Source organism: Variovorax sp. AC103 (genome assembly GCF_979254005.1).
The window spans coordinates 191233-215043 of sequence record NZ_CEEDFC010000012.1; the positions used below are offsets into that span (position 1 = coordinate 191233).

At 64.6% G+C, this 23811-nt stretch carries 21 protein-coding genes and 3 pseudogenes; 15 read left to right on the forward strand and 9 right to left on the reverse strand.

Features of this window, described 5'->3' with window-relative positions; genetic code table 11:
• Positions 1-126: 126 nt before the first annotated feature.
• The 10 genes and pseudogenes from AC0IYU_RS19085 (at position 127) to AC0IYU_RS19130 (ending at position 8406) form a co-directional block, all read left to right on the forward strand.
• On the forward strand, positions 127-1269 hold the full coding sequence (locus tag AC0IYU_RS19085) for a c-type cytochrome (RefSeq protein WP_472120084.1): 1143 nt from the start codon (positions 127-129) through the stop codon (positions 1267-1269).
• Positions 1270-1426: 157 nt separating this feature from the next.
• Positions 1427-1738, forward strand: coding sequence for a proteophosphoglycan ppg4 (locus tag AC0IYU_RS19090; RefSeq protein ID WP_472120086.1), 312 nt, complete (start codon positions 1427-1429; stop codon positions 1736-1738).
• A 47-nt stretch (positions 1739-1785) separates the two neighbouring features.
• Entirely contained in the window at positions 1786-2388 is a 603-nt protein-coding gene (locus tag AC0IYU_RS19095) for a L,D-transpeptidase (RefSeq protein ID WP_472120088.1), read from the forward strand.
• A 10-nt stretch (positions 2389-2398) separates the two neighbouring features.
• On the forward strand, positions 2399-3319 hold the full coding sequence (locus AC0IYU_RS19100; protein WP_472120089.1) for an alpha/beta fold hydrolase: 921 nt from the start codon (positions 2399-2401) through the stop codon (positions 3317-3319).
• Entirely contained in the window at positions 3316-3840 is a 525-nt protein-coding gene (locus tag AC0IYU_RS19105; protein WP_472120091.1) for a DUF2243 domain-containing protein, read from the forward strand. The genes AC0IYU_RS19100 and AC0IYU_RS19105 overlap by 4 nt, the downstream gene beginning before the upstream one ends.
• Positions 3830-4129, forward strand: coding sequence for a hypothetical protein (locus AC0IYU_RS19110; protein WP_472120093.1), 300 nt, complete (start codon positions 3830-3832; stop codon positions 4127-4129). Before AC0IYU_RS19105 ends, AC0IYU_RS19110 begins: the two co-directional genes overlap by 11 nt.
• A gap of 108 nt (positions 4130-4237) precedes the next feature.
• Entirely contained in the window at positions 4238-4765 is a 528-nt protein-coding gene (locus tag AC0IYU_RS19115; protein ID WP_472120095.1) for a (2Fe-2S)-binding protein, read from the forward strand.
• Positions 4762-5822, forward strand: a pseudogene (locus AC0IYU_RS19120) (FAD binding domain-containing protein). Before AC0IYU_RS19115 ends, AC0IYU_RS19120 begins: the two are co-directional and overlap by 4 nt.
• The gene (locus AC0IYU_RS19125) at positions 5819-8113 is read left to right on the forward strand and encodes a xanthine dehydrogenase family protein molybdopterin-binding subunit (RefSeq protein ID WP_472120096.1); all 2295 of its coding nucleotides are present in this window, start codon (positions 5819-5821) and stop codon (positions 8111-8113) included. The pseudogene AC0IYU_RS19120 and the gene AC0IYU_RS19125 overlap by 4 nt, the downstream one beginning before the upstream one ends.
• Before the next feature lie 68 nt (positions 8114-8181).
• On the forward strand, positions 8182-8406 hold the full coding sequence (locus AC0IYU_RS19130; protein WP_472120098.1) for a hypothetical protein: 225 nt from the start codon (positions 8182-8184) through the stop codon (positions 8404-8406).
• 249 nt (positions 8407-8655) lie between these two features.
• Here the strand turns inward: AC0IYU_RS19130 and AC0IYU_RS19135 are convergent, their stop codons facing one another.
• From AC0IYU_RS19135 to imuA, 7 genes are all read right to left on the reverse strand, one after another.
• A complete protein-coding gene (locus AC0IYU_RS19135) occupies positions 8656-9285 on the reverse strand; it encodes a hypothetical protein (RefSeq protein ID WP_472120100.1) in 630 nt (209 codons plus the stop codon).
• Positions 9286-9816: 531 nt separating this feature from the next.
• Positions 9817-11574, reverse strand: coding sequence for a chloride channel protein (locus AC0IYU_RS19140; RefSeq protein ID WP_472120102.1), 1758 nt, complete (start codon positions 11572-11574; stop codon positions 9817-9819).
• On the reverse strand, positions 11571-11996 hold the full coding sequence (locus AC0IYU_RS19145; RefSeq protein ID WP_472120104.1) for a MarR family winged helix-turn-helix transcriptional regulator: 426 nt from the start codon (positions 11994-11996) through the stop codon (positions 11571-11573). Before AC0IYU_RS19145 ends, AC0IYU_RS19140 begins: the two co-directional genes overlap by 4 nt.
• A 319-nt stretch (positions 11997-12315) precedes the next feature.
• Entirely contained in the window at positions 12316-12513 is a 198-nt protein-coding gene (locus tag AC0IYU_RS19150; protein WP_472120106.1) for a hypothetical protein, read from the reverse strand.
• Positions 12514-12916: 403 nt separating this feature from the next.
• Positions 12917-16036, reverse strand: coding sequence for an error-prone DNA polymerase (locus AC0IYU_RS19155; RefSeq protein ID WP_472120108.1), 3120 nt, complete (start codon positions 16034-16036; stop codon positions 12917-12919).
• Between the two features lie 10 nt (positions 16037-16046).
• Positions 16047-17435: a Y-family DNA polymerase gene (locus AC0IYU_RS19160; protein ID WP_472120110.1), complete on the reverse strand. Its 1389-nt coding sequence runs from the start codon at positions 17433-17435 to the stop codon at positions 16047-16049.
• A complete protein-coding gene (gene imuA, locus AC0IYU_RS19165; protein ID WP_472120112.1) occupies positions 17377-18219 on the reverse strand; it encodes a translesion DNA synthesis-associated protein ImuA in 843 nt (280 codons plus the stop codon). The genes AC0IYU_RS19160 and imuA overlap by 59 nt, the downstream gene beginning before the upstream one ends.
• Before the next feature lie 152 nt (positions 18220-18371).
• Between imuA and AC0IYU_RS19170 the strand changes: the two are divergent.
• The 4 genes and pseudogenes from AC0IYU_RS19170 (at position 18372) to AC0IYU_RS19185 (ending at position 22005) form a co-directional block, all read left to right on the forward strand.
• A pseudogene (locus AC0IYU_RS19170) lies at positions 18372-19294 on the forward strand (SOS response-associated peptidase family protein).
• A gap of 101 nt (positions 19295-19395) precedes the next feature.
• On the forward strand, positions 19396-20568 hold the full coding sequence (locus AC0IYU_RS19175; protein ID WP_472120114.1) for a PAS domain-containing sensor histidine kinase: 1173 nt from the start codon (positions 19396-19398) through the stop codon (positions 20566-20568).
• Between the two features lie 350 nt (positions 20569-20918).
• Positions 20919-21366 (forward strand): annotated as a pseudogene (locus tag AC0IYU_RS19180) (transposase); the annotation flags it as partial.
• Between the two features lie 375 nt (positions 21367-21741).
• A complete protein-coding gene (locus AC0IYU_RS19185) occupies positions 21742-22005 on the forward strand; it encodes a hypothetical protein (protein ID WP_472120116.1) in 264 nt (87 codons plus the stop codon).
• 25 nt (positions 22006-22030) lie between these two features.
• Here the strand turns inward: AC0IYU_RS19185 and AC0IYU_RS19190 are convergent, their stop codons facing one another.
• Both AC0IYU_RS19190 and AC0IYU_RS19195 read right to left on the reverse strand, forming a co-directional pair.
• The gene (locus tag AC0IYU_RS19190; RefSeq protein ID WP_472120118.1) at positions 22031-22435 is read right to left on the reverse strand and encodes a VOC family protein; all 405 of its coding nucleotides are present in this window, start codon (positions 22433-22435) and stop codon (positions 22031-22033) included.
• Positions 22436-22445: 10 nt separating this feature from the next.
• Positions 22446-23318: a glucose 1-dehydrogenase gene (locus AC0IYU_RS19195; protein WP_472120120.1), complete on the reverse strand. Its 873-nt coding sequence runs from the start codon at positions 23316-23318 to the stop codon at positions 22446-22448.
• 245 nt (positions 23319-23563) lie between these two features.
• Here AC0IYU_RS19195 and AC0IYU_RS19200 point away from each other — a divergent pair, with 245 nt between their 5' ends.
• Entirely contained in the window at positions 23564-23740 is a 177-nt protein-coding gene (locus tag AC0IYU_RS19200) for a hypothetical protein (RefSeq protein ID WP_472120121.1), read from the forward strand.
• Positions 23741-23811: the final 71 nt, after the last annotated feature.

Below are 23811 nucleotides of genomic sequence, written 5' to 3' on the forward strand. Positions count from 1 at the left end.
CTCGCGTTGGCACTCTGCACGCTGGCCCCTTGTGCGCGGGCGCAAGCTGTCGCGCCCGCGGACACCGACTCGCTGAAGCGCGGCGAATACCTTGCACGCATTGGCGGCTGCGCCAACTGCCACACCATGCCGCGCGACGGCATTCCGTTTGCGGGCGGGCGGCCCATGTCCACGCCGATGGGCCCCATCTACAGCACCAACATCACCCCCGACAAGGTGCACGGCATCGGGCGGTACGGCATCGACGACTTCAAGCGTGTCATGCGAGAAGGGACAGCCCCGGGCAATCGGCACCTGTACCCGGCCATGCCCTACACCGCCTACGCCAAGGCGACCGACGAGGACCTCCAGGCGTTGTTCGACTACCTGACGCGCGGCGTGCACGCGTCAGACTACGCGCCGCCGCCGACGCGGCTTCCCTTTCCGTTCAACCAGCGCTGGGCCTTGCGCTTCTGGAAGGCTGCTTTCCTTCCATCCGGCCTTTACGTCGGCAAGCCCGGCAAGGACGCTGAGTGGAACCGGGGAGCCTACCTGGTGCAATCCTTCGGTCACTGCGGCTCGTGCCACACGCCGCGCGGGCTGGCCTACCAGGAACGCGGGCATGACGAAACGTCGCGCCTGTTCCTCACCGGCATGGTCAACGACGACTGGTATGCGACCAACCTCACGGGGGCGCAAGGTGCCGGACTCGGGCGTTCCGACGCCGCAGCGATCGCCCGCTTCCTGCGCACCGGCCATGCCGACGGAAAAGCGGCATTCGGCTCGATGGCCGAGGAAGTGGAGCAGAGCATCCAGCACCTCACCGAGGCGGATGCCCGTGCGGTCGCCAAGTACCTGAAGACGCTGCCGGCGCAGCGCGAGGAAGGCGCGTACACGCCCCAGGCTGCGGGTGCAGCGGTCGGGCCAGGGCCGCGCAAGGGCGACCGCACGTCAGACGTGGAATCGGTGGGTGCACGCGTCTACAGGTCGTTCTGCGCGCAGTGCCACCAGCCGGACGGCAAGGGCGTGGCAGAAGTCTTTCCCCGCCTCGCGGGCAATGCGTCGGTGTTGGGCGACGACGCCACCTCGTTGATCCGCCTGGTCGTGCAGGGCGGAAAAGGGCCACGAAGCGCGAGCGGACCTTCTCCACAGGCGATGCCGGGCTTCGATTCGACGCTGACCGATGTGCAGACGGCACAGGTGCTCACCTATATACGCCAGTCGTGGGGCAACGCGGCGCGGCCCGTCACGACCCACGACGTCACCACGCTCAAGCGGAAGCTGCGTTAGAGAGCCCCCCAGGCGCCGGGAAGCTCTCCTACCGGATACGTCGCAGGCCGCCGACGCGGGCCGCGCACGCTGCACGCAAATTGCCAATCACCGGTCGCTCTGCACCGGCCTTCCGGATGCCTCACCGCATTCATCACCGACATCAAGGAGACTCGCCATGAACAGAACTTCCAAGCTTGTCGCGGCACTTGCACTGACCGCCGCGGGAACCGCCTTCGCACAGGGAAATCCGCCCACGACGGCATCCCCCAATCCCGCCACCGCGGCCGGCCAGCAAAGCCCGGCAGGCGGCCCGATGGGCACCACCGGCACCACGCCGCAGAACAACAGTGCCTCGGGCTCGGGCTCCGGCGGCACCTCGGGGAGCGCGCCGATGTCCGGCAGCATGAGCACGGGCAGCAACAACGACACCAATGCCATGGCATCGAACAGCAGGCCGATGCGGCCCGCCCGCGCCGATCGCAATTGACACCCGCCGACCGAACACGGCCAACTGCGACAGCCGGAGCGCGCACCATGACGTCTCGCCTCGTCCAATACGGCGCGCTGGCCGCTTTGCTGCTGGCTCCCATGGCAGCGAGCGCCGAGCCGGACGACGCACTTCGGCTCGCGCGCGCGGCGGTGGCGGCGGGCGACAACAAGGCGGGCCCGTTCGCCGTCGTCGACAAGCAGCAGGCCCGTGTCTTCGTCTTCCAGGGCAATGGCGCGCTGCTGGCCTCGTCGCCCGTGCTGCTCGGGCTTGCCCGCGGAGACGTGTCCGTGCCGGGCATCGGCGAGCGAAAGATGTCCGACATCAAGCCGAACGAGCGCACCACGCCGGCCGGCCGCTTTGCCAGCGAACCGGGGCGCAACTTGTCGGGGGAAGACATCGTCTGGGTGGACTACGACGCGGCTGTGTCGATGCACCGCGTACGGCCGGTGGTCAAGGCCGAACGCCGCCTCGAACGCCTTGCCACGCCGACGCCCGCCGACAACCGCATCACCTACGGCTGCATCAACGTGCCGGCCGCCTTCTACGACCGGTACGTGAAGCCCGCGCTTGGCAGTCGGCAAGGCGTGGTCTACGTGCTGCCGGACCAGGCGACGAGCCGTTCCGTCTTCGGCTTCATGGGCCACTGAAGTTCGCGCCATGGCCACTTCAACAGTCTCCCTTTCGTCCTTTCCCCCCATCTCGCACGAGACCGTGTCGCTCTCGGGCGTCGAACTGCACGTCGCGGTTGCGGGCGAGGCGGACGCCCCGCTCGTGCTGTTGCTGCACGGATTCCCGGAGTTCTGGGGCGCGTGGCGACGTGCCATCGGGCCGCTGGTGGCTGCCGGATGGCGAGTTGCCGTGCCCGACCAGCGCGGTTACGGCGCCTCGTCCAAACCGCAGGGCATTGCCGCCTATGCGCTGGACGTTCTTGCGGACGACGTGGTCGGCATCGCGACGCGGCTGGGCGCACCGCGCTTCGCGCTGGTCGGGCACGATTGGGGAGGCATCGTCGCCTGGCACGTTGCCGCGCGCAACGCAGCCGCCGTCGAGCGCCTTGTGATCCTCAATGCGCCCCATCCTTGCAGCTTGCTGGGCTACGCGCTCACACACCCCGGCCAAATGCTGCGTAGCACCTACGTGGGCTTCTTCCAGCTGCCGGTCGTGCCCGAAGCCGTGTTGGGCGTCAACAACTACGCGCTTTTGGCTGCGGCCCTCACGCAGTCCAGTCGACGTGGCACCTTCGGCGACGCCGAGCTGGCGGAGTACCGCCGTGTGTGGGCCGAGTCCGGCGCGCTGCGCGCCATGATCGACTGGTATCGCGCCATGCCGCTCAGCACGCCGACAGCCCGGAAAATTACCGCGCCGGTGCGCATTCTCTGGGGAGACGCGGACACTGCGCTGCAGCCCGGTCTTGCCGAGGCGGCCCTGTGCTATTGCGAGCAGGCGGAGGTCATTCACATTCCCGAGGCGTCGCACTGGCTGCATCACGAGGAACCGGAAGAGATCGACGCCCGACTCGCGGAGTTCCTTGGCGCCAGCGCGCTGCTGCAGGAACACCACGGGAGGTTCGCCCCATGACATCGAACCCGCTCGGAAGATTTCCGACGCACGCCGGCATCCTCTTTGGCTTGGGACTGGGCGGCTTCTTCGACGGGATAGTGCTGCATCAACTGCTGCAGTGGCACCACATGGTGAGCAGCTGGTATCCACCGACCACCCTGGAAAACCTGCGGCTCAACACACTCTGGGACGGCATCTTCCACAGTGCAACCTACATCTTCGTGGTGCTGGCGCTCCATGGCTTCTGGCGCATCGCACACCGCAGCCATGTGTACTGGTCCGGCAGGTTGATGTGGGGCAGTTGCCTGATGGGATGGGGAATCTTCAATGTGCTCGAGGGCGTCGTCGATCACCACATCCTGGGTGTCCATCACGTCAACGAGCTGGTGAGCGCGGCGCATCGCGGCGCCTATGACATCGGCTTTCTTGCATGGGGTGCCGCCATGATCGTCGGCGGCTGGGTGATGTGGCGCTCGGGCAGGCGCCGCCACTCGGCTGAAGCCCAAGCGCTGCGACTGGCGGCACGGCATGGCGGATGAGGTCGATATTCAGCAGGTCCGCCACGCGGGCTTCCTGGGCTGGTGCGCGCTCGTCGTGGGTCTGCTGCTTGCATTGACGCCGCTATGGCATGTCCTCACGCTAGGGCCGGCGCCGACTTTCGAAGAGGTGTCGCAGCTGATCTGCAAGTCGGGCGCAGACGTTGTGGGCGCAGACGTTGTGTTAGGCCCTCGAGGCATCGTTTCCGGGCCCGACGCTCCGCTGAACGCGCCTGCCGCACTCTCACCCGACGATGTGCAAGCGGCGCGCGGCCTCCCTGTTCGAGAGTGACGCCGCATCGCGCATTTGTCCGACAGCAGCAAACGCTGGCGGAATGCACGGTGGTTGAAGCAGTTTTTGTCGGGGAGTCGACACTCCATTCACACGAAAGGAACGCGCATGGACGCCAAGGTCTCGCCCCCGCCGGGCAGCGTACCGGCTGCCGACACACGACCGGCACCCTTGCCTGTCACTCTTCACGTCAACGGGACCGCTCACGCGCTCCAAGTGGAGCCTTGGGTCACGTTGCTCGATCTGCTGCGCGACCGTCTTGGCCTTACCGGCACGAAAAAAGGTTGCGACCATGGCCAGTGCGGCGCGTGTACGGTGTTGGTGGAAGGCCAGCGAATCAACTCGTGCCTGACGCTGGCCGTCATGCAAAACCGACGGCACATCACCACCATCGAGGGACTCGCAAACGGAGACCTTCTGCACCCGCTGCAACGCGCCTTCGTGACGCACGATGCACTGCAATGTGGCTATTGCACCCCGGGGCAGATCTGCTCGGCCGTGGGCCTCATCGCGGAGGGGCAGGCTCGCTCGGTGGACGACGTGCGGGAGCTCATGAGCGGCAACATTTGCCGCTGCGGTGCGTACCCGCAGATCCTCGATGCGGTCTGCGAAATTGCCTTGGAGCCGAAGCCATGACACCGTTCGCGTATGTCGAGGTGGCTTCGGTCGAGGAGGCGCTTGAGGCTTTCCACGGAGGCGGCGAAGGGAGGTCCAAATGGATCGCCGGCGGCACCAATCTCGTCGACCTCATGAAGGAAAACGTGGAAAGGCCGATGCGCCTGATCGACCTCAATGCGCTTGACCTGCACGGCATCGAGCCCGGGGCGGACGGCGGCCTGATGCTCGGCGCGCTGGCGCGCAACGCCGCAACCGCGTACACCGACACGGTGCGGCGTCGCTATCCGCTGCTGAACGCCGCGCTGCTGGCCGGCGCTTCGCCGCAAATCCGCAACATGGCCACCAATGGGGGCAACCTGCTGCAACGCACTCGCTGCGTTTATTTCTATGACGTGGGCGCGCCATGCAACAGCGCCAGCCGGGCGCGGGTTGTTCCGCCATCGGCGGCCTGACCCGTCAGCACGCCGTCCTCGGAGCGAGCGACGCGTGCATCGCGACGCATCCGTCAGACATGTGCGTGGCGCTGGCCGCGCTGGAGGCCAAAGTGCATGTTCAGTCGCGGACCGGACGCAGAACCATCGCCTTTGCCGACTTCCACCGCTTGCCGGGCGAGCGGCCCGATCAGGTCAACACGCTCGCGCCGGGCGAGCTCGTCACGCACATCGAGCTGCCTCCAGCAGCGCAGTACGAAGCCCATTCGGCCTACCTGAAGGTGCGCGACCGCGCCTCCTATGCCTTCGCGCTGGTGTCCGTGGCGGCGGCGCTCGATCTCGATCCGCAAGGGCTGGTGCGCAGTGCGCGGATAGCCCTTGGCGGTGTGGCGCACAAGCCCTGGCGTGTGCCGGAGGCAGAAGCGGTGCTTGCCGGCAAGCCACCGATTGCCGCCCATTTCAATGCCGCCGCCGACGTGCTGCTGCGCGGCGCACAAAGCCAGGGCGACAACGCATTCAAGCTCGTGATGGCGCGACGAGCGATCGTGCGCGCGCTCGAGACCGCCACCGCCGGCACGCAGGCCCACTCGCAAGACCCCAACGATGGGCCCGGCCGACCGGACACGAAGGAGCAGCACCCATGACTGACTTGATCGAAGCCCTGCGGGCGCCGGGTGCCGAGGTCGGCACCGGTCCCGTGAGCCTAGGCATGCCGGTGTCCCGTGTGGATGGCCGGGCGAAAGTGACCGGCGAGGCGCGCTACGCGGCCGAACATCCAGTGCAGGAGGGGGATCAGGAGCTTGTCTATGGCGTGATCGTCAACAGTACCATCGCCAAGGGCCGCATTGTCCGCATGGAACTGGGCGACGCGCTTGCCGTTGCAGGGGTTCTGGACGTCCTGACCCACGAAAACCACCCCAAAACACGTTCCCTCGGCGTGTTTTACAAGGACATGACTTCGCCGGGCGGCTCGCCGTTCAAGCCGCTGCACGACGCCTTCATCCGCTACAGCGGCCAGCCGGTCGCCCTAGTCGTGGCCCAGACCTTCGAGGCAGCACGGTACGCGGCGTCGCTGGTCCACGTGGAATACGAGGCGCAGCCGCACGAGACCGACCTCATGGCGCACCTTGGCCGTGCGCACACACCGAGCCGCCTGAAGGCTGGCTATTCACCGCCGCCCGATGAAAAGGGCGACGCGGAAGCCGCGTTCGCACAGGCGCCGGTGTCCATCGAGGCCGAGTACTACAGCGGCGTCGAGCATCACAACCCGATGGAGCTTTTTGCGTCCACCGTGCTGCGCAGTGCCGACGGTCGGTATGTGATCTATGACAAGACACAGAGCTCGCAGAACAGCCGCTGGTACGTATCACATGTGTTCGGACTGCCGAAGCACAAGGTGACGGTGCGCAATCCCTATGTGGGTGGTGCGTTCGGGTCGGGGCTGCGCCCGCAATACCAGCTCATCCTGGCCATGATGGCGTCGGTCCATCTGGAGCGCTCGGTGCGCGTGGTGATGACGCGCCAGCAGATGTTCACCTTTGGCCACCGGCCCGAGACCTTGCAGCGTGTGAAGCTCTCCGCCGAGCGCGACGGTACGCTGCGTGCGATCGTGCACACAGCGCTTGCCGAGACCTCGCGCTTCGAAGACTACGTTGAAGTGGTGGTGAACTGGTCAGGGCAGCTGTACGCGTGCGACAACATCAAGCTCGGTTACCAGATCGTCTCGCTCGACCAATACAGCCCCATTGACATGCGCGCGCCCGGTGCTGCGCACGGCGTGCATGCGCTGGAAGTCGCCATGGACGAACTGGCCTACGCCCTTCGCATGGACCCGCTCGCGCTGCGCGTGAAGAACTACGCCGAGCGCAACCCGATGGACGACATGCCTTACTCCACGAAGGAGCTCGCCGCCTGCTATCAGCAAGGCGCCGAGCGCTTCGGATGGGCTGCGAGGCCGCTGGAGCCGCGCAGCATGCAAGACGGACACGAACTCGTGGGCTGGGGCATGGCCACCGGCACCTGGGACGCCATGCAGATGTTCGCGCGCGCAAGCGCGGTATTTCACGCCGATGGGCGCCTCGTGGTGAGCAGCGCAGCGACGGACATCGGCACCGGCACGTACACGGTCATGGGCATGATTGCGGCTGCCGCCATGGGTCTTCCTTTGGAGCGGGTGACCTTCCAGCTCGGCGATTCCACGTTGCCGGTCGCGCCCATCGAAGGCGGCTCTTCGCACGTGACGACCGTGGGCTCAGCCGTGCAAGGCGCGTGCGAAAAGCTGCAGCGCAAGCTCTTTCGCATGGCCAGGGCGTTGCCGCATTCCCCCGTGGCCAAGGCCAGGTTCGAGGACGTGGAATTTGCCGACCAGCACATCCGCCTGAAACAATCGCCTGACAAGGGGATTGCGCTGTCGGTACTGATGTCGGCCAACGACACGGAGCGCGTGGAGGAGAAATACCTGCTGCTGCCCAGCGTGCTCAAGCAGCGCAAATACGTGCGCGCCACGCACTCGGCCGTGTTCTGCGAGGTGAAGGTGGACGAGGCACTGGGCACGGTGCGGGTGACACGCGTGGTGAGTGCCGTTGCTGCGGGCCGCATCCTCAGCGCAAAGACGGCGCGCAGCCAGGTCACTGGTGCGGTGGTCTGGGGCATCAGCCAGGCCTTGCACGAGGAAACCCATTCAGACCACCGGCTAGGGCGTTTCATGAACCACAACATGGCCGAGTACCACGTGGCGGTGAATGCCGACATCCATGACATCGATGTGCTCTTCGTGCACGAGGACGACCGCGTGGTCAGCCAACTCGGAGCAAAAGGCGTGGGCGAAATCGGTATCGTGGGCGTCGCCGCAGCGGTGAGCAACGCGATCTTCCACGCCACGGGTCGACGCGTGCGCAGCACGCCGATGACGCCCGACAAGGTCATGGCGCCGTGAGGGCCCAGCGACATGACCGAGCCTCGCAGGCATCGTCCATTTCTCAATCCGGTTTGCAGGAGAACACCATGACCAACGCGGAGAACACCAGTTGGCCGTTTCCCACGGCAGGCGACGGCAAGGATCAACCGAAAGGATTGACCAGTCCTGGCGACGAAGCGCCGCCCGGCACACCAGGCACCGGCGAGCAGATCTGCAGCCGGTGCGGCGGGTCCGGGGTGACGGATGGGGGCGCGCGATGCGAGGCGTGCCAGGGGTCCGGAAAAGTCACCGTCGGCATCGGCGGCGGTTGACGAAAATCGGGCGCCCTTCTTTTCGTGCCGTTCCGCTAGTCGACCCGGACTGCGAACCAACCGGCACGCTGTGTACTTCGATCCGATGGAGCTTCTATCGACAAAGCCGAGTTCGAACCGTCTACCAGGCGGGGCAATTGCTCCGCGATTTCATTCCGTGCTGAGGCTCGCCGCGGCGCGGTGGACAGCCGCCTCGGCGGCATGGAGCCGCATGCGGACCCTATGCTCCGACCGCATGCGTTCGGATGCTCAGGTGTGCACGCTTCCAAATGCCGCCGCAGTCACGCGCGTCATGCAGGTCTTCAGCGCGTCGACGTCCAGATATGCAAAGCCGGCATCACCCGCAGTGTGCACAAGCAGATGGCTCGGAAGACTCGACAATGAGCCCAGTTGGCCGGCGGCGAAGTTGCCGGCCAGTGCCAAGGGCGCGTTGCCGATGGCGTCGCGTATCGTTTCCAACTTTCGCGACGACCCGCCGATGCGATCTCCGCCAGTGGTCGGAATCATTCCCAGCTCGCGTGCGCGAATGGCCGCTAAGCCAGGCTCTGCTTCGACGTCGCGCGCGCAAAACGCAATCGCCGCGAAAAATCGGTGGGCAGGGCGAGACTTCAGCAATGTCGCGGCTTCGACGGCGTCGCGAGAGGCCATTCTTGCAGTGACATCCGTGCGCACGGTCCAAGTGGCATCCAGCCCGCTGCGCACGCTCCGCTGAAGCGCCTTCACCGGTCCCAGCGTCGCGTAGCTCGCGCCCAGTAGCTTGTCGGGCCACGCGGACTTCAGCTGGGTCGCGATAGTTAACAAGACGCCATCGTCATCGTCGGCGTTATCGAAAAAGATTCCGTCGGCTCCGAGGGCGAAAGCCAGCGCGGCGTTGCGCACGGCCTGGGCTCTGTCAAGCACATCGATTACGGGAAAGACGCGCGGGCGCGGTCTCATGACATCCCCTCTCCAAAGAGCCTTAATGCTCACCCTTGCCCAGGACTCATCCGTCGGTGGGGGTGCCGCGGCGCTGTGGGAAGAAGCCGACACATTGACGGCGCCGAACCGAAATCGCTCAAGTCGCTCAAACGTGCGCTTGGCGGCGGAGCCCAGCGCCGGGGTTCGACCTTGCGATATGCGAACAAGACGCTTCTCGCCCCTTGACCGACTCGCGCCCGATGCAGCAAAACGGTGCAAAGGCGACCGGCGTCCAGGAAGCGTAGCGCGCAGGATACTGCTGCGGCAGCTAACCGCATCTCGGCAAGATTTGCTGCCGGACAAAAGAACTTCGTTTTTCGCTTGCGCTGAGGTCGCATAGCCCTCGCTTTAAGCGACCTCGTCGGGCCCCGCCAACGACTCCCAGGTACAGGGCTTGTCTTCAAGGCGTCGAGCACAAAGTCGGTGAACATTGAACTGCTGACCCGCCAGCACTCAGGCCTGCCAGGGCAGTCCGCGCATGCGCTCGCGCTTTTCTTCCTCCTCGAAATGCGCCAGCGAAGGCTTGATCAGGTCGCTACGCGCCACGAGGCCCACCAGTGCCAACGACTGCGCGTCCTTCACTACAGGCAAGCGTTCGATCCGATGGCGCGCTAGACGGGTCGCGACCATGCGGCAGTTGTCGCTCGGCAGCGCGAAGTAAAGCGGCACATCGGCGCAGGCATCGCCCACCGTGGCAATCGGATTGCGTGTGCCCAACGCGGCCAGCATCGCGCGGTCAGCCATGCCGATCACCGCGCCGTTTCGCAGCACCGGAAACGCGCGGTGTGCCTGCCCGTCGCCGAAGAACTTGAACATCGCCTGCGCCACCGGCAGGGCCGCGTCGATGCTACGCACCTCGCGCGTCATCACTTCGTCGACCGAGTGGCGCTCCAGCGGATCGATGCCGTATTCGCGGTAGATGTGATAGCCGCGGCGGGCGATCTTTTCGGTGAGGATGGAGCGGCGCATGGTGAGCACCGTGAAGCCGTAGGCCACTGCCGAGGTGGCCAGCAGCGGCAGCAGCGCATTGCTGTCGTGCGTGAGGCCGAAGGCGAAGATGGTGGCGGTGAGTGGCGCGCGCATCACGCCGCCCAGCGTGGCCGCCATGCACACCAGCGGCCACAGCATCGGGTCGTTGCCGGGCAGCACGTGCGACAGCACGGCGCCGAGGCCCGCGCCCATCATCAGCAGCGGCGCGAGCACGCCGCCCGAGGTCCCCGAGCCCAACGAGATGGCCCAAATGACGGCCTTCACGGCCAGCAGCGCGGCCACCACGCCGAGCGCTAGATGCCCGTGCAGCAGGTCGCCGATGACGTCGTAGCCCACGCCCAGCGCTCGCGGCTGGAAGTACCCGCCGATGCCCACCGCCAGGCCGCCGATAGCGGGCCACCACATCCAGTGCACGGGCAGCTTGCCGAACCAGTCCTCCACCTTGTAGAGCGAGAGCGACAGCGACGCCGACAGCGCCCCGCACAGCACACCTGCCACCACGCACGACAGCATGGCCAACGGGCCGGGCACGGCCGTCTGCAGGGGGAACAGCGGCCCTGCGTCCATCAGCAGCGGCCGCGTGAAGCCCGCCACTGCGCAGGCCACGGCCACCGGCAGCAGGCTGCGCGGTCGCAGCTCGAACAGCAGTAGCTCGACCGCCAGTAGCACGGCGGCCACCGGTGTTCCGAACACGGCCGTCATGCCAGCGGTGGCGCCCGCCACCAGCAGCGCCTTGCGCTCGGCGGCAGTCAGATGAAAGTACTGCGCGATCAGCGAGCCGATGGCACCGCCCGTCATGATGATGGGCCCCTCGGCACCGAACGGGCCGCCGCTGCCAATCACGATGCCAGAGGACAGCGGCTTGAGTACCGCAACCTTCGGCGACATCTTGCTCTTGCCGAACAGGATCGCCTCGATGGCCTCGGGAATGCCGTGGCCGCGGATCTTGTCGGAACCGTAGCGCGCGACGAGGCCCACGATGAGTCCGCCGATCACCGGCACCACGATCACCCAGGCGCCCAGCGTGTGCGTGGCCGGCGAGCGGTCGGCCAGCGAGAAGGTCTGGAAGAAGAAGAGGTTGGTGAAGAACCGGATCAGATCGAGCAGCACGCGCGCGGCCACGGTGCTGATGGCGCCGATGGCGATGGCCATGGCGGTGATGCGCAGAAGGCGCGCGTTTAGGGCAAAGTCGCCACGAGGGGGGCGGGAGGCTGGGGTCATGGTGCGTCGGGAAGATCGATCTGCGGCACCTTGAACGCGCCCTTGAGCGACAGGAGTTCCGCGCGGTGCAGTTCGGCCAGGCGGTCGAGCAGCTTCTGGCCGGCGGGCAGCAAGTGAATCTCGACCTGACGACGGTCTATCTCGCTGGGCCGGCGCGCCACGAGTTCGAGCGCCTCGCAGCGCGTGACGAGCGCCACCGCCCCATGCGGCTGCAGCTGCAATCGCTCGGCGATCTCGCCCACCGACGCCCATTCGCGGCCGGGCGCGCCCTTGATGTGAAGCAGCACCAAATACTGTTGCGGCGTGAGGCCTTCGCCCTGTGCGGCGCGCTCGGAGAAACGCTCGAAGCGGCGCATCTGGTAGCGGAATTCTGAGAGCGACTCGAAGTCTTTTTTGCTGAGCTTGCGGACGGATGTGGGCATGGCCAAGAGCGAATGAGAAACGCCACGAATATATCACGTAATGATATATTTCTCGCGCGACATGCATGTCGTCAGAACCGGCCGCGGTACCTCTGCCTCTAGATTTGGCGCTGTGCAGCGGACAGCATCGTCTCCGACTCACGGAACAGTCTCAAGGTGGGTTGACCGATCGTTCTCTGCAAACACGTTGGTTTGAGCTGAGACCATGTCCACAGATGGGTCCCCCTCGCAAGCCGATCGCCGGCAGAAGCCCGTCGTAGGCTGACGCAAAGGCCCAAGTCATCGGTACACCGCGAGCGGCAGGCTAGTCCTCGGCACCCTATCTGCCTTGGCCTAAACGGTGCATGCCTTTTTCGGTCAGGTAGCCGCGGCCTTCACTGTCGTGTGCCAACAAACCATATGACCTCAACCGGCTCCACCGATGGCTTGGCTCCTCATGTGTCTTGATCTTGTCTCGGTTGGTCATGCTGAGCAGCTTCTTCCACTGCTCATCGTTGAGCCGAATCTTCTCGTTCATTTCGCTCCTTCCATTAAAAAGCGGAAGCGTTCTCCGAGCCGCGCTGTCCTGTGTCTTGGGATCGTGACCAAAGGGAGATGTCATAGCTGCGCTACAAAAGCCTCATCGTTTTTTCGCCGGAGCGTAATGTCAAAGTGTGCTTTTCGGCAAGCAAGGCTGTTGGCCAGCGGTGCCGCCAGCAAGCCGGTTTGAATGCTGCCCAAGCGTCGGCGAGGACCGCCAAGCCAGAAACGCCCATCCAACGCGCTCGCCCATGTCGGAGAGGGGAATGCCGTCAGCGAAAATAGAGTAAGTAGACATATGCCTGGACAACAGGCCGGATATAAGACTGCAGCCCTGCCTCCTGGATCTTCACCCAGCGAGTTCTTGTAGACCTGAGGCGCCTATATGAGCCTTCCCTCGCTCATCTGAAATCCCGGCTAGCAGTTGCCGACGCCAGCCTCCCCAACAACGGCGTCAGGTCTTCCAGCCGCCCGGCGATCAAGTTCTTCACAGCGCCTTCGCGCCGCCAAGTTCCGTGGACGGCCATGAGTCGCGCGCCCAGCAGTTCCTGGCGCTGGACCTCTCGCAGGCTCATCCACACGATCACCTGCACGACGCCTGTCTCGTCTTCCAGCGAGAGGAAGATCGTCCCCTTCGCCGTCTCCGGCTGCTGGCGAAGCGTCACGATGCCGCAGTGGCTCACTTGGTCGCCATTCTCAATCTCCTCCAGGTCGTGCGCAGTCATCAGTCCTCGAAGCGTCAGGCGCTCGCGCAGCAGCGCAAGAGGATGCCGGCGCAGGGTCAACCCAGTCGACGCGTAGTCGAATACGATCTCCTCGCCTTCGGGTGCCTCCTCGAGTTCGAGGAAGTCTTCATCGACCGGCGCATCGCGCAGTAACGCAGGCGCCGCGCGCAGCCCCGCAGCCTCCCAGACTTGCTGGCGCCGATGGCCCGACAGGCTCATCAATGCATCGGCAGCGGCCAACAGCTTCATCTCATGCAATTCGAGACGGGCGCGCAGCGCCAGGTCTTCCGCACTGTCGAAGACAAGCTGCGCGCGTGCTTCGACGATGCGGTCCGCCGAAGCCGACTTGAGCCCGCCGATCATGCGTAGCCCTAAGCGCACCGCAGGTTCGTGTGACATGTTCTCCAGCGTGCAGTCCAAGTCGCTGTACATCACGTCCACGGGCCGAACATCAACGCCACGACGCCGAGCGTCCTGCACAAGCTGCGATGGCGAATAGAAACCCAGTGGCTGCGAGTTCAGCATGGCTGCCAGGAACTCGGCCGGGTGGTGGCACTTAATCCAGCAGCTCGCGTAGACCAGCAACGCGAACGAGGCGGCGTGGCTTTCCGGGAAACCGTATTCGCTGAAGCCTTTGATCTGCTCGAAGATCGCCTTGGCGAAGCTCTCTTCATAGCCGCGCGAGGTCATGCCGTTGACGATCTTGTCGTAGTAGTGCTCCAGACCGCCCTTGCGCTTCCAAGCCGCCATCGAGCGCCGCAGCCCATCGGCCTCTCCAGGCGTGAAGCCGGCCGCCAGGATCGAAATCTGCATCACCTGCTCCTGGAACACCGGCACACCCAGCGTGCGCCCAAGAGCTTCCTTCAAGGCCTCGCTCGGATAGACGACCGCCTCCCTGCCCTGGCGCCGATTCAGGTACGGATGCACCATGCCGCCCTGGATTGGCCCTGGCCGAACGATCGCGACCTCGATGACCAAGTCGTAGAAGCAACGCGGCTTCAGGCGCGGCAGCATGCTCATCTGCGCGCGGCTTTCGATCTGGAAGACGCCGACGGTGTCGGCCTTGCAGATCATGTCGTAGGTCGTGCTGTCCTCCGCCGGGATGTCCTGCATGCCGAACACGCAGCCCTTGCGCAGGCCGATGAAGTCCAGCGCCTTGCGGATCGCAGTGAGCATGCCCAGCGCGAGGCAGTCCACCTTCAACAGGCCCAGCGCGTCGAGGTCGTCCTTGTCCCATTCGATGACGGTGCGATCCGGCATCGACGCGTTCTCGATGGGCACCATGCGGCACAGCGGGCCCTTGGTCAGCACGAAGCCGCCCGTGTGCTGGCTCAGGTGACGAGGAAATCCGATCAGTTGCCCGGTAAGGTGCATCAGCTGCTGCACCTGGAGGGACTCCATCGACAGACCAATCTCCTGCAGCCTCTCGGGCCGAAGCTCGCGCCCATCCCACCACTGGTGCCCCTTGGCGATGGCGTCGACCGTCTCGAGCGACATGCCCAGGGCCTTGCCCACATCCCGGATCGCACTCTTGGGCCGGTAGCTGATCACGACGCCGGTGATGGCCGCACGGTCTCGTCCGTACTTGGCATAGAGGTACTGCAGCACTTCCTCGCGCCGCTCGTGTTCGAAATCGATGTCGATGTCCGGCGGCTCGTTGCGCTCCTTGGAGATGAAGCGCTCGAAAAGCACGCTCATGCGGGCCGGGTCGACCTCGGTCACGCCCGTGCAGTAGCAGACCACGCTGTTCGCGGCACTGCCGCGCCCCTGGCAAAGGATGTGCCGGGAGCGCGCGAACATCACGATGTCGGCCACGGTCAGGAAGTAGTGCTCGTACTTCAGCTCGGCGATGAGCACGAGTTCGTGTTCGATCTGCATTTGTACTTTGGCGGGGATGCCATCGGGCCAGCGGCGCCCTGCACCTTCGTAGGTGATGCGTCGCAGGTAGCCGGCCGGGGTCTCTCCTTGGGGTACGACCTCGTCGGGGTACTGGTAACGGAGCTCCTCGAGACTGAAGCTGCAGCGTGCAGCCACCTTGAGCGTCTCTGCAAGGAGATCAGACGTGTAGGTCTGCGCGAGCCGCAGTCGGGTGCGCAGATGACGCTCGGCGTTGGGCTGCAATTCAAGCCCGCAATCAGTCAGTGGCTTGCCCAGCCGCGTCGCAGTCATCACGTCCTGCAAAGGCTTGCGCGAACGCACATGGAAATGCACGTCACCGGCAGCCACCAGCGGGATTGCAGTGTCAGCGCTGATTTCGCCCAGTCTGTGCAACCACATCTCATCGTCGAGCACACGGAGCTTTTCCACAGCGAACCAGCTGCGGCCCATGAAATGCTTCAGGAGCCAGTTGCCGAGCCAGCGAAGTTGCGCCGGCGAGCACATGCGCTTCGGCGACGCCAACACCACGCAGTTCTCGAGCTCACGGCCCTGGATGTCCGCAAGCGGCAATCGGTATATGCCCTTCTCCGACGCGCGGCGCAGCTTGGTGATGAACTCGGAGAGGTTGCCGTAGCCATCCAGATTGCAGGCAAGGACGGTGAGCGTGAACGGCGTTGCATCCTGTTCCAGATCCTCGGGCTCGACGAGAAACTGGCTGCCGATGAGCAATTTGAGGCCGTGGTCTTTCGCTGCCACGTGGGCGCGCACCACGCCGGCCAGGCTGCATTCGTCGGTAATGGCCAGGGCGGTATAGCCGAGCTGCTTCGCACGTTCGACGAGCTCCTCCGGTTGGCTCGCACCGCGCAGGAAGCTGAAGTTGCTCACGCAGCGGAGTTCGGCGTAGTCGGGCAGTTCCATACGCGATCACTCAGGCGAAGGTGCCGTGCAGGAACCACGCCGTCCCTTCCTTTGCCAAGCGCATCTGGAAGATCCACAGCACGCCCGCGTGTTCACTCACGGCCACCCAGTAGTCGCGGGCGCTGTGTCGAGTGGTCTCGGGTGACGCGGGTGCAGGCGCGCCCTCCCCTTTTCCTTTTCCTTCGCCTACCCGCTCTCCTTCTTCGCTTTGCGTGGTCCGATCCCACCAGCCGCCTTCGACCCGGTGCGGGCCCGCGAGCAACTGCAGCACGCCTTGGTAGAGCGGCCGGTTGTTCTGTGTCGCCAGGCGCAGCGGCTTCGCCAGGATGAAGGTGGGCTGCGGCACTTCGACCATGCAGCTCCTTGCGCGCGGTGCCGGCTCCGGTGCAGGCCGCCAGCGGCACATCCATTCCATTCGGTGGTCTTCGAGGATCACGGGGCGCAGCACCCGGTCCGGCCCGAGACGAGCCGCGATGCGCTCGAGCACGAGCGCCAAACTTTCTCCCGACTGCCGTGCCTCAGGCAGCATGGAGAAGCTCTTTTCCTCCAGCGATTGCACCTCGGTGGCCAGCAGTTCTAGGTCGCCGACCGGCGCCAGCAGCTCGACCTTGTCGAGGTGCTCGGCCAGCAGCCGAATCAGGTGCTCCGTGTCACGGGTTGCTTGGGCAGTGCGCACGGTAAGTTCGCCGCCATCGCCCGCAGACTTCGAGCGCATCGCGTCATGGCACCAGCGTAGCGTGAAGGCGGTGACGCCCGAGCGCCGTGCCATGAGCCAGCCGGCCATCTGGAGCACCAAACGGCGCGCACCGAACAGTATTGCGGGGGCGTGCTCGACCCGCGCCATGAGCTCCAGCTTCGCGTGGAAGGTCTCGGGCAGCTGCGCCCAGGGGTAGGTCTCGGGACGCAGACCATAGACTTGGTCGAGCGTCGCCAGCAGCTGAGAGTCAAACCGCCGACTCAGGCCACCCCGCGGCAGCGCGCGCACCTGGCCCAAGGTTCGGCAGCCCAGCCGGGCCAGCGTCGCCTGGTGCGTGGCTACCTGCGTCAGCGTCTCAAGCGGCAGCGCGTCGAGGAGCTGGGCGAGCGGTTTGGCAAAGCCGTTGGACAGCCCAGCCCGGGCCACGGCCAGCGCGGCCAGGCTCGTCGGCGCCCAGCTCAACTGCCGCACGCCGAGGTCCCTGGATTCCTCGCGCACGCGTTCGACCAGACGGCGCTTGCCGCCGAACAGGCGCAAGCTCTGCTCCATCTCCATGACGACCGCCGGGCATTGCAAAAGCGCTTCGAGGACAGCGACGCGGGGTGTGAACTGAAGACACCACGTCGCGAGCCCGTCGAGCGCCTCAGTGCGCCGCTGCGGGTCGTCCGGAAGGCTGTCGGGAAGAAGGGCTGCCCACAGCATGGGAGAGCTCCCTGCACTGGCGGGCCGCGATCAGGCGGCTCGGGTAGCGAAGGCGCGGCGTCAGGACCGTTTCCAGCCCGCCAGGGATAGAGGGCAAGCGCAGTTCGCCCTCATGCGGCGGTCCCTTGCGCTTGAGCAGGTGAACGTGCAGTTCCCAGTCGACGCCCAGGCGGGCCTGCAGGCGCAGCGGCGCAGCCGACGCTTCATGCGCGGCCGACTCCGGCCGGCACAGGATGACCGGGCCGTCGCAGCTCTGGGCGCAGACCTGCAAGCGGCGGATCTGTTCCTGGCGGGCCTGGGGCAGCCAGCTCACCAGCATGCCCGCAGCGTTGGCCTTGATGAGCTGCTCGGTGGCCCACAGGCGCTCCACCGGCTTGTCCGCGTTGACCCACACCAGCTGGCGTTCATCCAGGCCGAGATGGCGCAGGCCGGGCAGATGCGGGGCCTTCGGCGGGCCGACGACGACGATCTGCTTGCCCTGGGCGACCACGACACGCATCGCGGGGGCAAGCAAGCGCCATTCAAGTACAGAGGGCTGGACCTGCAGGACCTCCGTCAACGACTGGCACGGCCAGCCATTGCCAGGCAACTCAGCGTCCAGCGCCTCGAAGCCGGTGCCGAGCGTGGACGTGACCGGCGAGCCGAGCGCATCACCCCGCCAGATTGCCGCTTCCACGGCGTGCGGGAGCCCGACGGGCCAGCGTTGCGCCACACCGGAAGGCGTGAAAGACTGTGGGACTGGGGGCGTGTTTTCGCCATCAGCCCACAACAGGGAGATGGCCATCGAGGCTCCTATTACTGTATGGATGTACAGTATCTCTGCGCCGTGCAGCTTGAGCAAGAAGGTTTACAAATTTGGTTGGCCTCTTGCCGCTCGGTACGGGCCAGATGAACGAACTCAGCAATCCCGCTGGGCGAATTCGCAGGAGGTGACGCATGTGCTACTCAGCCCAGATTCGTGCCGACTACAAGCAGTTCTTCCGGATGTTCGGGGGCGTGCTGACGCTGGACGCTTTCGCAGCGCTGTACTACGAGCGCCAGTCGAATCCGAAGACCAAGATCCCAAGGCGATGGATGCCGCGTTCATGAGCCCCGAGAACGAGGACGAGCGGGGCATCAAACACCTCATCGATGCATTCAACACCCAGCAAGCCACCAAGCTCGAGCAAGACCTTTTCGCTCAGCGCAAGCGCCTGGCCGATGGCCAGCGCAAGCTGCTAGTCAAGACGACGAAGAAAGCGTCCGAGGATGTGCGCATCGCCACAACCAAGGTGGAATGGGGACTTGGCAAGCTGGCCGACTTGAGGCGAGCCGAACCAGAACCACGCGATGCGCGGATATTTCCGGGCGTCTATGCGCCAGTGATGATCTGGGAAGACGGGCATCGGGTGATCAAGCCGATGCGCTACCAGTGCAGGTCAGCGGGCAAGCCCGAGAAATTCGATTTCCTCTACCCGGGTACGTACAACGCCCGGCGCGACAACCTCGAAGGGTTTTGGCGGGGCCAATTTGGCGTGTCGCACGGTGTCATGGTGATCAATGCCTTTTATGAGCATGTCGATCTTGAAGGCAAGGACACCGTCCTTGAGTTCAGGCCAAGGCCGGAGCAGGACATGTGGCTGGCGTGCCTGTGGTCCAAGTGGACTGCGCCGGGACAGCCAGACCTGCTGTCGTTCGCCGTCATCATGGATGAGCCGCCGCCAGAGATTGCGGCGGCCGGCCATGATCGTTGCCCCATACCACTCAAGCTTGAGAACATCGACGCTTGGTTAAGGCCGGACAAAGGCAATCTGGACGCCCAATACGCAATCCTCGATGACCGCGCGCGCCCGTACTACGAGCACCGCCTCGCCGCTTGACCAGTTTTCCTGCGCCCATGGCGAGGAAACCGTGGCCAGAGAATGGCCGCCGAAGCTGGGCATCGCTCGCCGCGGGCCTGTGATCCGCCTAGGATAGGCGTATGACGGCATACAACAACGAGGCCCCTCGTCCAACGGACCCCACGGGATCAGCTGTTTCTGCTAAGGGAATCGACCCGGCAAGAGCAGCGGCCCTGCTCTGGCAGCAGTCGCCCGACATCGCCTTCGTTTTGCTCGATGCGGAAGGCGTGATCACGTCTTGGCAAGGCGCCGCGGCGGCGCTCTTCGGCTATGCCGAGAGCGAGATCGTGGGGCAACTCATCGACGTGCTCTTCGTTGAGGAGGACCGCGAACTGGGGTTGCCTCAGTTGGAACGCCAAGTCGCGGTTTCTGCGCATCGCTCGGAAGACGACCGCTGGCATGTGCGCAAGGACGGCGCGCGCATTTGGGTGACGGGCAGCATGGTCGCCCTGCGAGACCAGGGTCAGCACGTTGGCTTTGTGAAGGTCATGGCAGATCGAACCAATCTGCGGGCGCAGATCGAGACCACGGAGAACCGGCTTCGACGCGCTCACGAGACCATTCAAGGACGCGACGCATTCTTTGGGCGCCTGGTGCATGAAGTTCGCAACGCCCTGGGGCCGGCACGCATTGCCGCCGAAATCATGGACAAGAAGGGGCTGGTGATCAATGACCTGGCAAAGCCTGTCGACGTAATCAACCGGCAAGTCATTTTGGTCGATCGGATGATGGACGATCTGGCGGAAGTCGTCCGCTTCGGGGCGGGAAAGTTGAGCCTGACCAAGACCACGTTCGACCTGGGCGCGGAGATCGTGGATATTGCAAACGTTGTGGTTGCGGACGCTGCGAAGAAGCAGCAAACCCTGTCCGTCCTGGTTCCCGCTGCGCCTGTCCCCCTCCTGGCTGACCGTCAGCGGCTGCACCAAATCGTGTTCAACCTCCTCCACAACGCCATCAAGTACACGCCCGCGGGCGGAAAGATCTGGCTTCGCTTCACCGTGGAGATCGATCACGCGGTGATAAAGGTAGAGGACACCGGCGTTGGCATCGATCCCTCCCTGCTTCCGGTGATCTTCGAGCTGTTCACCCAAGAAAATCCTCAGCAGTCGGAGGGCGGCTTCGGGGTTGGGCTTTCGCTGGTGAGGGATCTTGTTCACGCCCATGGCGGGTTCGTCGATGTCCGTTGCGACGGAAAGGGACACGGCACCGAGTTCAGCGTTCGCCTCCCACTCGGCTCGGCCATTGCTGCTTGAACAAGGTGTAGGACGACCTTGCCGGCTCAAGAGCCGCTCGCACTGAGAAATTCCTAGGGCGCGAGAGCACTCTTTCGTTCCAGACCTTCGATCCATGGGCTGACCATCGGAAGAACCGGCAACCAATTGGCAAGGCGACGAATAGATTGGGCTTCAAGCGCTGCCCACGAATGGCCAGACGAGTTGCGCGGGAGCCAATGCCACATCTCTGTGAGCGTCCTGTCCAACCATCTTGAAAGCCTGCTCGGAGCATAGGAGCCTAGTCCCCATCAACAACTCTTGGTGGACACCTGAGCACTATCCCCGATCAGCAAGCCGGCACACGTCGGCGACGTCGCATTCACAGCGACGAATTCAAGGCGAACGCTGTGGCCAGCTGCATGCAGCCGGGCATGTCGATGGCGGCAGTGGCAATGGCCCAAGGCGTCAACGCGAATCTGCTGCAACTGGAAGAACCAGCTTCTGGGACGTGAGGCACCCGCATCCATGAAACACACCAATCAGTCCCCGCGGGCTCAAGAGCGCGACGAGCTCGATCGCGAAGTTGATGCGTTGCGCCGCGAAGTCAGGCAACTGCGCCTTGAGCAGGACCTCTTGAATAAGGCCAATGAACTGTTAAAAAAAGGCCTGGGCGTCGATCTGCAGCTCCTGTCCAACCGGGAGAAGACACTGCTGATTGACGCAATCAAGGAGCATTACGGCCTGCCAGAGCTCCTTGCACAGTTGGGTATTGCACGTAGCTCGTACTTCTACCATCGGGCCCGCGCAGTGGTGGGCGACAAGTACCTCCAAGTGCGACACGCGCGCTCTCCGTCCAGACAGAAATGAGTCTTTTGGCCAAGCGTCAAAAAACCATGTGAGCCATGGAAACCTGGCGGCGACTCGCTAGAAAGCCTATCATTTTGCTATGTCTCTTCATTGTCTCGACTTCGATCTTCCTGTCGGCTGGCACTGCGATGTCGTGCTGACGCAGAACTTCGACGGTGCGGTCTCGGGGAAGGCAGAGTTGCGGCAAGGCAGAGAGACTCGTTGTGTCTTCGTTCTTGCACTTCAAGGCAGCCGAGAGGCAGCCCAAGCCCGCTTGCAGTTTCGCGCCGACCAGTTCATCGAGGAATGGGAGGCTCGTGTAGCTAGCGAACACAGCACCTGAAGCTGAGAAATTGGAGGACTGTCATGCTTTCTCCTGCAGGTCGGAGCGGACTGCGCGCCCAAAAACTGGCGACTCGACTGGGCTGCGAAGTGCGAGAAACCTTGCCAAGAATTGGGTGGTCGCAATCTGCCCTCGTGGGAGCTAACGGGGAACTCGCCGCGCAACTGATTTCCGCCGGCGGCCGCTGGAGTTCTTCGGACGACGCCATCTTGTTTCCGACCTGGTCGAGCCTTGAAGAAGTGCTCGAAGAGATCGTCGAAAATCGGCGAATGAATGCAGCCCGATAACGATCAATCGAGGCCGCCTGTGCTCTCAGCCAAGCATAGCAACCGTGTGTACGAAGCAGAGCTTGTGCCCTTCCGGGTCGAGGCAGTACGCGGCATAGAAGTCCGACGCATAGCGCAGTCGCAAGCCGGGTCGGCCCTGGTCCACACCTCCGTTTTCCATCGCGGCCTGCCAAGCGTCGTCGACCACCACGCGCGAGACTGCCAAGAAGCTCACCTGGGTGCCGTTGCCTACTGTGGCCTCGCCGCCATCGACGGGCGCGCCAATGACGAACTGCGGCCAGCGCCGCCCCGGCTCCCGCCAGACGATGCCCGCGGGCCCGGCCGCCTCCAGCGGCACCGTCCGCTGGAGGCCGAACCGAATCAGCACGCGGTCGTAGAACGCGCACATCCGGGTCAGGTCGCTTGCGCCGATCTGCACATGCGCGAACATCGCCGCCGCCTCAGATGAATGGCACGCCGCCCGTCACCGGAATGGTGGCGCCGGAGATGTAGCTCGCCTGGTCGGACGCCAGCAGCACGTACACCGCCTGCAGCTCGGCGGGCTGGCCCGGGCGCTTCATGGGCGTCTGCGTGCCGAACTCCTTCACCTTGTCCGGCGGCATGGTCGAAGGAATCAGCGGCGTCCAGAAGGGGCCTGGCGCCACGCAGTTCACGCGGATGCCCTTGTCGGCCAGCAGCTGCGCCATGCCGCCCGACATGTTCTGGATAGCACCCTTCGTCGCCGCGTACGCGACGAGCGTGGCGTTCGGCTTGTCGGCGTTGACCGAGGCGGTGCTGATGATCGCGCTGCCCGGCTTCATGTGCGCCACGGCCGCTTTACAGAGAAAGAAGTTGGCGTAGACGTTGGTGCGGAAGGTGCGGTCGAACTCTTCGGCGCTGATCTCTCCCAGGTCCTTGTGGCTCATCTGAAACGCCGCGTTGTTCACGAGGATGTCGAGCTTGCCGAAGCGCTGCACGGCGGTGTCGACCAGCTTCCTGCAATGCGCCTCCTCGCAAATGTCGCCCGGCACCGCGACGCACACCCGGCCTTCGCGCTCGATCAGTTCCTTGCAGGCCTGTGCATCGGATTCTTCCTGCGCCAAGTACGAGATCAGCACGTCTGCGCCTTCCCGCGCGAAGGCAAGTGCCACGGCGCGGCCGATGCCGCTGTCTCCGCCTGTGATCAGTGCTGCTTTTCCCTTGAGTTTGCCGCTCCCGATATAAGAGGTCTCGCCGAAGTCCGGCTTGGGCTCCATCTTCGACTCCAAGCCGGGCGGCGACTGCTCCGGTGTGTCGAAGGGCGGACGGGGGCCTGCGTGCTGTGGGTCTGTCATAGTGCGGTCCTTTCGTTTGCGGGTTCGAATGGGTTCTGCGCCCAAGCTACACTTCGGCCCGCGTGCTTCCATCGGACAAGTGCTCGACCTCGCGCCTCCCTGCCGCGACTCGGGGGCGCGCGACTTCGACCACTCCCCAAGCTCGGGCTCGCACGGGGCCCCGTCCTTCAGACTCAGCCCCCGCGTGCCTGCTTCCCGTCTCGCCCACGGTAGCGCACGCTTTGCGCATCTCGCGAAGCACACCCATGACAAACGACGACAGAGCCAGCTCCGACGGCCACTCCCTGGAGTACCGCGGCTTCCGATTTGAACTTCGCGTGGAGGCGCAGCGAGGCGGCTATCGCCCTGTCGTCCTTCTTGTGCGCACGCCCGCGGATGAGGAAGAGACGCAACTTCGGAACGACACGGAAGAGATCTGTTGATTTCCATCCAGAAGTGACCCACTTGGCCCGGTGATTTCCATCTAAATCTGACCCACGTGATAACCCTAACC